The organism is Curtobacterium sp. MCPF17_050 (assembly GCF_003224435.2).
GTDB lineage: Bacteria > Actinomycetota > Actinomycetes > Actinomycetales > Microbacteriaceae > Curtobacterium.
Genome location: NZ_CP126250.1, coordinates 1,208,567 through 1,220,712 on the forward strand (window position 1 = coordinate 1,208,567; position 12,146 = coordinate 1,220,712).

General features: G+C 68.0%; 11 protein-coding genes. 9 read left to right on the forward strand and 2 right to left on the reverse strand.

From position 1 onward, the window contains the following. The first annotated feature begins 36 nt into the window (after window positions 1–36). From DEJ34_RS05750 to DEJ34_RS05775, 6 genes are all read left to right on the forward strand, one after another. Window positions 37–252, forward strand: coding sequence for a DUF1653 domain-containing protein (locus DEJ34_RS05750; protein ID WP_181422271.1), 216 nt, complete (start codon window positions 37–39; stop codon window positions 250–252). 343 nt (window positions 253–595) lie between these two features. Then, a complete protein-coding gene (locus tag DEJ34_RS05755) occupies window positions 596–871 on the forward strand; it encodes a hypothetical protein (RefSeq protein ID WP_110911753.1) in 276 nt (91 codons plus the stop codon). 4 nt (window positions 872–875) lie between these two features. Beyond that, window positions 876–1,322 (forward strand): hypothetical protein, encoded by a 447-nt coding sequence (locus DEJ34_RS05760; RefSeq protein ID WP_110911754.1) that lies wholly within the window; start codon window positions 876–878, stop codon window positions 1,320–1,322. A gap of 162 nt (window positions 1,323–1,484) precedes the next feature. After that, window positions 1,485–1,613: a hypothetical protein gene (locus tag DEJ34_RS05765; RefSeq protein WP_258368375.1), complete on the forward strand. Its 129-nt coding sequence runs from the start codon at window positions 1,485–1,487 to the stop codon at window positions 1,611–1,613. Window positions 1,614–1,627: 14 nt separating this feature from the next. Next, window positions 1,628–2,458 carry a hypothetical protein gene (locus DEJ34_RS05770; RefSeq protein ID WP_110911755.1) on the forward strand — a complete coding sequence of 277 codons (831 nt, stop codon included), beginning with the start codon at window positions 1,628–1,630 and terminating at the stop codon, window positions 2,456–2,458. A 165-nt stretch (window positions 2,459–2,623) separates the two neighbouring features. Next, window positions 2,624–3,910, forward strand: a complete 1,287-nt coding sequence (locus DEJ34_RS05775; protein ID WP_110911756.1) for an exonuclease domain-containing protein — start codon at window positions 2,624–2,626, stop codon at window positions 3,908–3,910. On the opposite strand, the gene DEJ34_RS05780 is transcribed toward DEJ34_RS05775, so the two are convergent. Together DEJ34_RS05780 and DEJ34_RS05785 are read right to left on the reverse strand one after the other, a co-directional pair. Continuing rightward, entirely contained in the window at window positions 3,907–6,570 is a 2,664-nt protein-coding gene (locus tag DEJ34_RS05780) for a DEAD/DEAH box helicase (RefSeq protein ID WP_110911757.1), read from the reverse strand. The two genes, DEJ34_RS05775 and DEJ34_RS05780, sit on opposite strands and share 4 nt — an antisense overlap. A 50-nt stretch (window positions 6,571–6,620) precedes the next feature. Beyond that, window positions 6,621–8,702 carry a nuclease-related domain-containing DEAD/DEAH box helicase gene (locus DEJ34_RS05785; protein ID WP_110911758.1) on the reverse strand — a complete coding sequence of 694 codons (2,082 nt, stop codon included), beginning with the start codon at window positions 8,700–8,702 and terminating at the stop codon, window positions 6,621–6,623. A gap of 235 nt (window positions 8,703–8,937) precedes the next feature. Between DEJ34_RS05785 and DEJ34_RS05790 the strand changes: the two genes are divergently transcribed. The 3 genes from DEJ34_RS05790 to DEJ34_RS05800 all read left to right on the forward strand — a co-directional run bounded on the left by DEJ34_RS05790 (window position 8,938) and on the right by DEJ34_RS05800 (window position 11,970). Further along, window positions 8,938–9,258 carry a nucleotide pyrophosphohydrolase gene (locus DEJ34_RS05790; RefSeq protein WP_110911759.1) on the forward strand — a complete coding sequence of 107 codons (321 nt, stop codon included), beginning with the start codon at window positions 8,938–8,940 and terminating at the stop codon, window positions 9,256–9,258. Next, complete coding sequence (locus tag DEJ34_RS05795) at window positions 9,245–10,957, forward strand: DNA/RNA helicase domain-containing protein (protein WP_110911760.1); 1,713 nt, start codon at window positions 9,245–9,247, stop codon at window positions 10,955–10,957. The genes DEJ34_RS05790 and DEJ34_RS05795 overlap by 14 nt, the downstream gene beginning before the upstream one ends. Window positions 10,958–11,064: 107 nt before the next feature. Continuing rightward, window positions 11,065–11,970, forward strand: coding sequence for an SRA domain-containing endonuclease (locus DEJ34_RS05800; RefSeq protein WP_110911761.1), 906 nt, complete (start codon window positions 11,065–11,067; stop codon window positions 11,968–11,970). The last annotated feature ends 176 nt before the right edge of the window (window positions 11,971–12,146 follow it).

A 12,146-nucleotide genomic window follows, 5' to 3' on the forward strand; every position in this document is an offset into this window, starting at 1 on the left:
GGTCGGGTCGGGTCGGGTCGCCCTACCATCGGGGGCATGAGCAGCGACGTGATGCCCGGCCGGTACCGCCACTTCAAGGGTGGGGAGTACGAGGTCGTGCTCGTCCCGAAGGACGTGGAGACCGAGGAGCCGGTGGTCGTGTACCAGGCGCTGTACGGGGAGCGGGGGCACTGGGTGCGGTCCCTGACGGACTTCACGGCGCACGTCTCGCGTGATGGGTACGAGGGGCCGCGGTTCGTGCCGGTCGGGTAGCGATCGGAGATGGGACTCGCGGAGCGTACCCGACGAGGGTCCGCAGAAATGAGGACTAGCAGGCACCGTCTGTCATGTGGAGTATCAGTTCCAGCGGGAAGTGCCCGCAGGAAAGGACCTCATGAAGAAGCAGATCACGCTCACAGCCGTCGGCGTCGGACTCGTCACGAGCCTTGTCTGCCAGCCCGTCGCGGCGACGGCGGCCAGCACGCCCACGTACGGCGTGCCGAGCTCGTCCGACCGCGCTGCACAATCCCACGGCTTGAGCTCGGTGGAGTGGAGTGCCCTTGCTCGGCAGGCGGAAGCCGTCGGAGACACGGCAGGAGCGTCAGCCTCACGAGCAATGGCTGAGCGGAGCACCGCCACCGCCACTGCCAGCGGCGGTGAGCGCAACATCTGGTCGACTCTGGCGAAGAAGGCGCTCCTGCAGGTGCTCCGTTACGGCATCAACAAGGTGCCCGCAGCGATCCGTCCGTACGTGAGCAAGATCATCGGGGTCGTCGAGGACCTCGAGCAGTTCCAGCAAGCGGCGGTCGTCACCGCGCTCGTCCACGCCGGTGTCCCCGCAGACGTAGCCGCGGCCACAGCGCATTGGATCGTCGTTTTCCTCGGGCTCTGAACCGATGGACCCGAAGTCATCCCTTCCGCCGCTCGGCTCCGGCGGGAAACTGGTCCTCATCGCGTTCCTCGGGGCCTCGGTCTTCGTCGTCACCGCGCCGTTGGTGATCGGTGTGGCTTCGGTGGCGCTCATCCCCGACCTCGGCGGACTCCGAGCGGGAGTGTCACCGGTTCTGGTCGCGGGATGGTTGATGGTCACAGTGGTGGTGACGATCTGGTTCGGAGGCCCGCTCGAACGGGTTTCGAGGAGGCCGTTCGGCAGCTACCGCTGGGCAGGGGCCCTCGCAGCGGAGGCCACGTCGCTCGCCTTCCTGTGGTTGCTGCTCCTGCCGATCCTGGCCAGCGGATGGTCTGCGTTGCTGGCCGCCAGCATCGGTGCCCTCCTGTTCAAGTGCGCGGAACCGCTCCTCGACCGATGGGCGCGCGAGGAGCGTGGTGACGGTGGGGGTTGACCCGGACCACCGCGTGGGCCGGGGATGGAACGGACGGGAGGCGCGGTGCGCGCCGGTGCCGCGCCTCCAGTCCGTTGGGTGCGGACGGGAGGCGCATGGCGGGCTGGTGCGGTGCCTCCCGGTCGGCCGGTCAGTACGGTGGGTGCGGGGAACGGGGGAGGGATGGTCGACGGCATCGCGGGGGCGGCAGCGTGCACCGTGTACGAACCGCTCGCCGGCGCGGTCGTGGAGTGGACCGGACTCGGGTTCGTGCCGCTGCTGCTGGTCGTGGCGATCTGGATGTGGAACTGAGCCGAGGGGGAAGCATGGCGGAGGACAACGAGACCGCGGGCAGCGGTGCGCCGCACCACGGGCACCGCACGCACGGCGGCGGCTGGATCGCGGGCGGCATCGTCGCGCTGTTCGTCGGCTGGTGGTTGGCGCTGGCGTCGATCCTGTCGACCGCAGGACCGTGGTCGGGCCGGTGGTCGGACGGGGGCATGATGCTCGCCTACGTGATCGCTGCAGCGCTCGGGTTCGGGGTACCGCTCTGGGGCTTCGTCAGTCTTCGTCGGGAGGCGCGTGGCGGCCGGTCGGTCAGCCTCGTCGGTCCGACGGTGTGTCTGCTCCTCATGGCGCTCGGAGCCGTCACGCTCCTGCCGCTGCCCTTCGTCCAGGGGGCGTCCCTGGCGTCCGACGCTGCCGAGCGTGCGCAGCCGCCGACCGACGGGGAGACGGCGCGGACGATCCCGGAGGCACAGGAGGAGCTGCGCGCCCTCGGCGACCGTGTCGTCGCGTCGATGGGCCGGGACAGCTCGGCTCCGGCGGCGGACGTCGAGACAGACTCCTGCCGATTGGACAACCACGACGTGGGCACGATGGTCCGCTACTCGTGGTGGTACGACGGCGGATCGACCGCGGCGTCCCCGTCGCCGTCCGGAGCGGGGTCCGACGCCGAAGGCACCCGGATGAGCGAGCCCGCACTCCGTCTGCTGCGGGACGAGGGCTACGAGCTGTACCAGCGGTACGACGGCGGTGGCGGCTACCTCTTCGTGCCGGACGACTGGCACGGGCGGGCGACGATCGGGCAGCGCGCCGAGGACGTCCTGCTGGAGAGCGGCTGTCTGGTCGATCCGAACGCGGTCGACGAGGAGTGAGCCGCTCAGCACGCGGTTGATCGTGTCGCTCGTGCAACGTGCGCTGGATCTGCTCGGCCGAGGGCTCGGACGGACGCCCCTCGAACAGGTGGTCGCCGCGGGTCACCATCGCGGTGATGATGGTGCAGCGCCGCGCGGGACCGTGGTGCTGAGGAGGAGTGCACGATGCACAACGGCTACGCGGTGATCGACCTGGAGACGACCGGACTCGCTCCGTCGTACGGGCACCGCATCATCGAGATCGGGATCGTCCACGTCACGCCGGACGGCGAGGTGGAGCAGACCTTCGAGACCGTCGTCAACCCGAACCGCGACCTCGGCCCCGTGCACATCCACCGCCTCCGTGGTTCCGACATGGCGGGTGCTCCGACCTTCGCGGACGTCGCCGGTGACCTGGCAGAGCGTCTGCAGGGTCGCGTCGTCGTCGCGCACAACGCCTCGTTCGAGGCGCGGTTCCTGCACGCCGAGTTCGAACGGCTCGGACACCGCTCGCCACTGAAGCAAGCAAGCAGTGCGCTCTGCACGATGCGGCTCGCACAGGAGTTCCTCCCCGGGTCCGGCCGGAAGCTGGCCGACTGCTGCAGCGCCTACGACATCGAGCTCGTCGACGCCCACGAGGCGCTCGCCGACGCGCACGCCACCGCCGGCCTGCTCGGCGCCTACATCGGATCGTCCCGCCGTGATCCGCGGTGGACGACCTGGGGCGACGTGGCTGGTGGGCAGCGGTGGCCCGGAGTCCCGCGCAGCGGTCGGGCGTGGATCGCGCGCAACCGCTCGACCGGCGTGGCGACCCGGACCCGTGTCGACGTGGCGACGGACCGTCTGCCCGCCGTCGACGGCAGCGCGGAGGCGACGCTCTACGCGGCCGTGCTCGATCGTGCGGTGTCCGAGGACCTGCTCGCCGCGAGTGACGCCGACCAACTCAGCGCGTACGCAACCGAGTTCGGACTGGACGCGACTGCCCGTGCGAACCTGCACCGGCGGTACTTCGGCGACCTGGTCGAAGCGGTCTGGGCAGACGGCGTCCTGACCATCCAGGACCACATCCAGCTCGAGCGGGTTGCCCGGTTGCTCGGGGTGACGGACGACGAGCTCGAGCACGCGGTGCACAGTCGGCAGCCCGCCCGCATGGGTGCGCGGTCGTTCTCCGCCGCGCAGCAGCCGACGTCGACCGCGGCAGCTGCCGAGCCGTCGATCGACCTGGGCGAGGGCAGCATCGTCACGCTCACCGGGGAGATGCGTCGCAGTCGACCCGAGATCGAGGCGGACCTCGCCCGCCTCGGCATCCGGTCGGCACCGAACGTCACGAAGAAGACCGCGGTGCTCATCGCAGCGGACGTCGACAGCCTGTCCGGCAAGGCACGGAAGGCCCGGCAGTACGGCATCCCCATCATCGAAGAGGACGTCCTGGAGGCGGCGCTCGCCGCCGCGGGTCAGGGCTCGGCCCGTTAGACAGCTGGCTCCGGCGTCGCCACGGCGCCTGCCAACCGCGCACGCTCCTCGGCGAGCACCTGCGCGATGAGTTGCGACTCCGAGATGTCGAACGCCTGCGCCGACGCGCTCGCCGTCTCGCTGACGGCAGCGAAGTCCGCGAAGGTCCTGGTCTTCCGCGCGAGCATCCGCACGAGCGCGGCGTCGACGCCGTCCTCGGACAGCAGGCGGTGCACCTGCACGACGTCGAGCTGGCCCATCCGACGGGCGCGGGCGATGGCCTGCCACTCGGTCGTCGGCTTGAGCTGCGGTTCACAGATGACCACGACCGAAGCGGCCTGGATGTTGAGGCCGACGCCGCCGGCGATGATCTGGGCGACCAACACGGCTCCCGGAGCTGCCGCGGAGAACTCGTCGATCATGTCCTGGCGCCCGGAGGGTGGGGTGGAGCCGCTGAGCGGACCGAAGACGGTTCCGTCGACGGCGGCGAGCACAGCCTCCAGGACGGCGCGGTAATGGGAGAAGACGATCGTCTTGCGGCCGGTGGAGCGAGCTTCCGCGATCACGTCGCGGAGCGACGCGATCTTGCTCGAGGCGGCGCCGTCGAGCATCGCGAGCTGCCGCATGGTGTGGAAGTCGTCGCTGTCGAGCGCCGCGGCGTAGCGCGCGGCCTCGGCCGGGGTGAGGTCGGTCCACTCCTCGACCTCGACCAGCTCCGGGAGCTCGGTGAGCACGTCCTCCTGGCTGCGGCGGAGGTAGACCGGCGCGATCTGCTTGCGGAACGTCAGCGGGTCGTCGTCGTCCTCGCCGACCATGAGATCCGGGCGGATGTGGTCGATGAGCACGCGGAACTCCTCGACACGGTTCTCGAGCGGCGTGCCGGACATGAGCAGTGCACGATCGGCGCGTGCGAGGAGGGCACGGGTGTGCTTCGTGCGCTTGGCGTCGGGGTTCTTGACGTAGTGCGCCTCGTCGACGATGACCGCGGCGAACCGATGGTCCTCGGGCACCTGTGTGTGGAACCACTCGAGCGTCTCGTAGGTGGTGACGGCGACACCGCCCTCGCGCAGCCAGCCGCTGATGCCTCGCACCCGCTCAGTGCCGTGGACGCGGAACGCCGGCACCGACGTGTGCTTCTCGGTCTCGCGCAGCCAGTTCGCCACCACCGCGGCGGGACACACGACCACGAAGCGGGGCATGCCGTCCGGAGCGGTGGCGGCCAGGTGCGCGATCGCCGCGAGTGCCTCGACCGTCTTGCCGAGGCCCATCTCGTCGCCGATCACGACCCGCTCCTGCACGAGCGCGAACGCCGCACCGAAGCGCTGGTACCCGCGGAGCGAGGCCGAAAGGAGGGACGTGTCGAGGTGGAACTGCTCGATCTGCTCGATCAGGCCCTCGGGGAGCGAGCCGCGGCCGGCCGTCGTCGAGTCGGTGAGACCGACCTCGTCGAGGAGGGCGAAGTAGCTCGCCGGGCGGTCGAGGAAGTCGCTCCAGTCGTCCGTCGTCGCGATCCGGTCGCGGTCACCCGCGGCGCGGACAGCTCGCTGACGGGCGTCGTCGACGTCTGCCTCGATCCGCTCGACGGCGCCCTCGGCCGGGTCGAACGTCCCGGAGGCCCGCGCGCCCGGCTGGTGCACGATCCCCAGGACTGCTTGCTGCGCGACCGCGTCCGCCAGGGGAGCGAGCTCGTCGACGAGGACAGCGGTGCGGGGGCCGCCGCCGTTCTTCGCGGCCTCCCACTGCCGGAGCGCCGAGACCAAGGCGACACTCGCGGTGTCCTGACGGCGAGCGTCGATCTGGACGGCGGTGTCCTCGCGGGCGGCGTCCTGCATCGACCGAGCAGCGGCGTTGATGCGCGCGGCCGTGGTCTCGCCGATACCGGGCAACTGGCCGGGGGTGATCGGTGCGCGGAGGAGCTCGCCGACCGTGGTGATGCCCGCGTCGCGGACGGCGCCGAGGCGGAGCTGGTCCCGCGTGACCTCGCGCAGCCGGTCGATGTCCATCGTGTTCAGCTCGCGCCGGGCCGCGACGTCCCGCACACGGTGCCCGGCGTCGAGGACGCGGGTCCGGGCCTCCTGTTCGGTCTCGACGACCGTGCGGAGCGTCGCGATCGTGGTGGGGAGGTGCGACATCGGGGCGAGGTCGATCAGGGCGACCGGGCCGAGGTGTGCGGTGGCGGTGAGGAGCGGGCCCTCGGTGTCGAGCAGGGCGTCGAGTGTGACGTCGGGTCGGGGGACGTGGCGGGTGTCGACGGCCTGGAGCGCGGTGAGGGCGCCGCTGGCGTCGAGCCACGCGCTCGTCTCGGCCAGGTAGTACTCGGCGCGTGCTGCTGCTTCGCGGCGCTCCCTGCCGGCGAAGATGCCGGCGATGCCTGATGCTGCGTCCTCGTCGGCGAGGGCGAGGGGGACGTCCTTCGTCAGGACGGTGAGGACGTTCTCGGCGGGGGCGTCGACGTGGGGGAGCGTGGCGGCGTGCTGCATCGCGGCAGCCAGGTCGGCGTCGGTGGGGCGGAGGGGGAGGACGGAGCAGGAGAGCGCTGGGCCGGTGATCGTCAGGCGGCGGGTGAGGAGTTGGTCCTTCGCCGATGCCGCGGCGTCTTGAACGGCGGCGCGGTGCCGACGCACTTCTGCGGCTGCGGTCGACAGCATCTGCAGTCGGTCTCGGGTCGCTTTGTCGACCATCCGGTCCCCTCCCTGTCGCGGGTCTCATCGTGGCATGGCTGCGGTTCGGATCACCGCACCCCGACCCACAGCCCGTCCCGCGCCCGCGTCATCCCGACGTACAGCTCCCGGCGGTCGAGCTCACGCCGTTCCTTCGCCGACTCGGACTCCGTGAGCGGCGGGTCTGCGAGCAGCTTGGCCGGCACGTGCGGCAGGAGCACCTGCTTGAACTCGAGGCCCTTCGCCCGCTTGATCGTGCCGACACGGATCATGTCGGAGCTCTTGCCGGCGTAGTTCTTCAGCGAGACGGTCGGCACCGCGGCAGTGGCGAGCAGCGCCATCACCTTGTCGGCCTGCGGGTTGGTCGCCGTCAGGATGCCGACGTCACCGCGTCCCGTGCCCACCAGTCGGAGGACCTCCTCCACCCGGGCGAGCAACGCGTCGTCGTGTTCGGTCCGGCTGCGGAAGCGGTTGATGCCCGGCTGCGGTCCGGAGCGCGTCACAGCGGAGACCGAGTCGCCAGCGCCGTCGACGCCCTCGATGTCGACGAACTGGTCATCCGCCACCATCTGCTTGGCGAACTCGAGGATCTCCGCCGTGTTGCGGTGGTTCACGTCGAGCACGACACCGCGACCGGCGAGGCTGATGCCGACCTCGCCGAGTGTGTAGCCGCCCGGGTAGATGGTCTGCTGCCCATCGCCGATCAGGGTGAGCCCGTCGGAGCGGTCGCCGACGAGCGAGTGCAAGAGCGAGACCATCGCGCAGGACAGGTCCTGCGCTTCGTCGACTATCACCGCGTCGTACCGGTCGAGCGGGACCTCCCGCAGTGCGTCGCGGGCGAGGAGGATGACGTCCTCCCAATCGCAGCCGCCACGCTCGCGGAGCCCGGTCGAGTACGCCTCGTACAGGTCCCACACCGCCTGGCGGTCGTCCACGGTCAACCGGTGCTTGCGGCCCACACGCGCAAGGTCCGCGTACTCATCGAAGTGCGTCAGCCCGCGTCCCTTGATGACGTGGCTGATCTCCTCTTCCCAGTAGCGACGCGTGAAGCGCGTCGCCTTCAACGGACTGGAGGCGCTGATCGCGTTCCACGCATCGGCGAACGCGAGTTGGGCCTCCCGTCCGGGCGTGCGGAACGCGATCCCGCGTTCCTTGAGGAGGCGGGTGGCGAATGCGTGCACGTTGACGAAGTCGACTCGGCCGATCATCTCCGGGGCCAAGCGCTCGAGGAGTGACTCGAGCACTGCTGGCAGCGTTCGTATGTAAGTAGTGAAGAGGATGCGGCCACCCGTCGAACGGGCCAGGTAGGCGGCCCGGTGCAGGCCGACCACGGTCTTGCCCGTGCCGGCTGCCCCGCGGATGCGGGCCGGACCGTTGAAGCTGCGACGGACGAGCTTCGCCTGTGCGGGGTCGAGCGAGGCCATCCACTCCTCGATCGGCGCCTCGAGGATGCCGTCGAGGAGCTGACGGTCGAGCTCGTCCTGATCGACCGGCTCCGGTTGCGGCTCGGGTGCGCGAGGGACGACGGTCTGCGGGACGATCACTTGCTGGGTACTCGCGGCCGCGCCGTCCATCACCGGGAATTGCGCGATGACGGCGGCGAGGACCTCGTCGACGCGCCTGGGGGAGAGTCGAGCCTTCGGGCGGGTGACGTGCCTGATGAGGTCATGGGTGCCGACGATGTCGACCGAGGCCACCCGCGCCTCGACGCCTTTCTTGCCGGCGAGTGCGACCACAGCGTGAACCTCGCCGGGCGCGAGACCCACCTCGGCGAGGACCTTCTCGGTGTCCCACGCGAGGTCGGCTAGGCGTGCGACATCGTCCGTGACGTCCTCCTGGCCGCGCGTGATCCGGTCATTGTCAATCGCGACCTCCCGCCAGGCCTTCGTGTCGACGATCCAGACGCCGGAGCTACCGACGACGACCATGTCGACGTTCGCAGTGCTGCTGCCCGGCCAGCGTCGGTCGGCGAGGAGGTGGTAGCCGATGCCGGCGAGGGGAGCGAGCGTGCGTGCCGTCTCGGCCTCGGTGCGGTGGGCGACCTCGAATCGACCGGCGCGCTGCTCGGCTTCGTCGGCCTGGCGGCGGAGCTCGCTTGCTCTGCCGCGCTGACGGCGTGCTTCGACGCTTGCCGATTCCCCTGCGATCGTCATGCCCTGAGCCCCTCGGGGACGCGTCGAGACGAGCGCCGCCTGCGGTCCCCAGAACGGGCGGTGCTTATTCATCCTCGGGGCGCGGGCGCGGTGGCGGGAGCACCTGTTGTGGGGGGTGGGGCGCCCAGGAGCAGTCGACCCAACCAGTTCCTGCGTGGCACGAGCCCCTGACGATGGGAAAAGGCGAACATCTCCCCGGCTGCAGGGGCTTGATTCAGACTGCTAGCGTTCCGACATGACGGATGAGGCACTGCGCGAAGAGCTTCGGGAGTTCGTGGCGGAACGCGACTGGGAACAGTTCCACACACCGGCGAACCTGGCGAAGAGCATCGCGATCGAGGCCGGGGAACTTCTTGAATGCTTCCAGTGGTCGGGAGACGGAGACCTCACGCGGGTTGAATCGGAGCTCGCAGACGTTCTCACCTACTGTCATTTGCTGGCCGACCGTCTTGGTCTCGATCCGGATGCTGTGGTCAGGGGCAAGCTCGCCGTGACGAGGGTGAAGTACCCCTCAGACATAGCACGCGGACGGAGCACGAAACATGACCGACTTTGAGATCATGCGATGGCCGTTCACCGCGCAACATCTTCGATCATGGCGGGACGCCGACCCGCGCTTCGTGAATTGGCCCGTTGTGTACATTCTCGACGACGGTCGGCGTGTCTACGTCGGTGAGACCTTGAACACTGCTGCGCGCATGCGGCAGCACCTGGAATCGGAAGACCGCCGCTCACTCAAGGCAGTCCGTTTGGTGCTCGACAGCACGTTCAACAAGTCGGTTTGCCTCGACCTTGAATCTCAACTCATCGGGCTGTTCGCGGGCGACGAAAAGTATGTGGTGATGAACAGCAACAAGGGCATCGTCAATGCCGATTACTACGACCGCGATCAGTACCGCGACAAGTTCACTGAGATATTCGAGGCACTTCGCCGACAGAACCTATTCACCCGGAGCATCCCGGAGATCGAGAACAGCGAGCTGTTCAAGCTGTCGCCGTTCAAGGCGCTCAACCGGGACCAGGCGATCGTCATTGAGGACATCCTCGAGGGCTTGTTCGACGACCGCGCCACTGGTGCTGGCACCACTATCGTGGTGCAGGGTGATCCCGGTACGGGGAAGACGATCGTCGCCGTCTTCTTGCTCAAGCTCCTGCGGGACATCGCAAACGGCACCGGTGTCGATGACGTCGGTGGAGACTCGTTGTTTGCCGACTTCTTCACGGAGGAAAACCGTCGTCTCCTGGCTGGCTTCCGTTTCGGACTTGTGGTGCCGCAGCAGGCCCTGCGCGCGTCGTTGAAGCGTGTGTTCCGGAAGACGCCCGGCCTCGATCAGACGATGGTGCTCACGCCGTTTGAGGTGGGCAAGAGTTCTGAGAAGTGGGACCTGCTGGTCGTCGATGAGTCGCACCGCCTCAATCATCGGGCGAATCAGGCGTCCGGACCGCAGAACAAGAGTTTCGGTGACATCAATGCGAAGTTGTTCGGCGCCGACGCGGATCACTGGACCCAGCTGGACTGGATCCGCGAGCAGAGTACGAATCAATTGTTTCTGCTCGACTCGGAACAAAGCGTTCGCCCTGCGGATCTGCCGCAGAAAGTTCAGGCTGATCTGGTTCGTTCCGCGCGCGACCGCGATCGATACTACCGCCTGTTCACGCAAATGCGAGTGCAGGGAGGGGCCGACTACGTCTCCTACATCCGAGCGATAATGAGGGGAGAGTCGCCGAAGCGTCGAACATTCGGAGACTACGAGTTCCGAATGTTCGATGACCTCGGAGAGATGCACGAGGCGATCCGTGCTCGGGACTTGGAAGCAGGTCTGTCGCGTCTCGTCGCGGGTTACGCTTGGGAATGGAAGAGCAAGAGAGACAGCAAGGCGTTCGACATCGAGATTGACGGCCAGCGCTTGCAGTGGAACCAGACGCAGACCGACTGGATCAACTCTCTTGGCGCGATCGATCAGGTGGGATCTATCCACACGGTCCAGGGCTATGACCTGAACTACGTCGGTGTCATCATCGGGCCGGACCTTCGCTTCGACGCTGACGCGCAGCGGCTCGTCTTCGAGCGCTCGAGTTACTTTGACAAGAAGGGGATGGAGAACAACCCCCGTCTGGGCATCACGTACTCAGATGAAGACCTTCTCGTCCTGGTCGCGAATGTCTACGCAGTACTGCTCACTCGCGGTGTTCGCGGAACGTACCTCTTCGTCAGCGATCCGTCTCTCAGGGCGTGGCTCCGCAGATTCCTCTGACAGGGTCCATCAAGAACCACCATCGAGCTCGAAGTGGACAATCCTCTGGACCGGCTCCGGTCGCCTCGCGTTGAGCGGCTACCATTCCCATCACAGGGGGTATGGGAATGGTGTGGGAGATCACGGTCGGGCAGACGCTGAGGCGCCGAGAGGTCCACAGCCTGGTCGGCGGGGGCAGTCGTCAGAACGGCATCGCGCCCGTCGCGGGTTCTCCCGAGATTCTCGTATTCACTGACCCCGCATCCGGCGCTGATCACGGGTACGACCGGTTCGAGGGGTTGCGGGAGGACGGCACGTACGCCTACACAGGCGAGGGGCAGAACGGCGACCAGACGTTCCAGCGTGGAAACCGCGCGCTGCGCGACGCGCAGGCGGAGGGCCGCAACATCCGTTTGTTTCGCACTGCTGGAGTCATGGCCACCTACGTCGGTGCCTTCACACTTGGTGAGCCTGCGTTCGAGATCAGACAAATTCCGTCGACGGCGGGTCCTGATCGTGACGGCATCATCTTCAATCTCGAGCCCATCGAAGCTGCAGCGTGCGAGGTTCTTCCTGCTTACGGAGGGATCGAAAAGGCGACCGGGGTACGGGACTGGATCGCGCCGTCGAGCAGCCAGTACCTCATGGCATCTTCAGACACGGCGGCGCGCGCGGCTATGCGTGACGAGTTCAGGCTGCAGGCTCAATTCGGGCGATGGCTGATCGCGCGGGGGGATCGAGTGAGCGCGTTGAGGCTCGCCACCGCCGGCACCTTCATCGAACCCGACCTCTACAACTCGTCGACCGGTGAGGTCATCGAGGCGAAGAGATCGGTAGCTCGACACGATGTCCGCATGGCGATTGGCCAGGCCCTGGACTACTCCAACGTCGCCCGCCTCAACGGCTTCCAAGTGGCCCCGTCGATCCTCTTGCCGGCTCGGCCAGGCGAGGACCTGCTTGAGCTCTGCCATTCTCTCGGGATAACGGTCTGGCACTCGGATCGTGGCGGTTTCACGCGGCTCAGTCCTCTGTAGGAGGGCGCGCTGTGGTTCGTTCCTCACTCGCTCCTGACCGATGAGCCGATTGAAGTCCTGCCGCACCATCAACGCCCGAACGCGATGCCGTTATGAGTCACTGGGCACTCGAGCCGCAAGGACAACTCCGCGGCGTTACCCTCGACCCGCTCTAGGACCCCACCCGGCGCCCGGCG

Bases quoted from the DNA above. Each gene is read 5' to 3' on its own strand.
- DEJ34_RS05750 (WP_181422271.1), top strand. From the start codon at position 37: ATGAGCAGCGACGTGATGCCCGGCCGGTACCGCCACTTCAAGGGTGGG.
- DEJ34_RS05755 (WP_110911753.1), top strand. From the start codon at position 596: ATGGCTGAGCGGAGCACCGCCACCGCCACTGCCAGCGGCGGTGAGCGC.
- DEJ34_RS05760 (WP_110911754.1), top strand. From the start codon at position 876: ATGGACCCGAAGTCATCCCTTCCGCCGCTCGGCTCCGGCGGGAAACTG.
- DEJ34_RS05765 (WP_258368375.1), top strand. From the start codon at position 1,485: ATGGTCGACGGCATCGCGGGGGCGGCAGCGTGCACCGTGTACGAACCG.
- DEJ34_RS05770 (WP_110911755.1), top strand. From the start codon at position 1,628: ATGGCGGAGGACAACGAGACCGCGGGCAGCGGTGCGCCGCACCACGGG.
- DEJ34_RS05775 (WP_110911756.1), top strand. From the start codon at position 2,624: ATGCACAACGGCTACGCGGTGATCGACCTGGAGACGACCGGACTCGCT.
- DEJ34_RS05780 (WP_110911757.1), bottom strand. From the start codon at position 6,570: ATGGTCGACAAAGCGACCCGAGACCGACTGCAGATGCTGTCGACCGCA.
- DEJ34_RS05785 (WP_110911758.1), bottom strand. From the start codon at position 8,702: ATGACGATCGCAGGGGAATCGGCAAGCGTCGAAGCACGCCGTCAGCGC.
- DEJ34_RS05790 (WP_110911759.1), top strand. From the start codon at position 8,938: ATGACGGATGAGGCACTGCGCGAAGAGCTTCGGGAGTTCGTGGCGGAA.
- DEJ34_RS05795 (WP_110911760.1), top strand. From the start codon at position 9,245: ATGACCGACTTTGAGATCATGCGATGGCCGTTCACCGCGCAACATCTT.
- DEJ34_RS05800 (WP_110911761.1), top strand. From the start codon at position 11,065: ATGGTGTGGGAGATCACGGTCGGGCAGACGCTGAGGCGCCGAGAGGTC.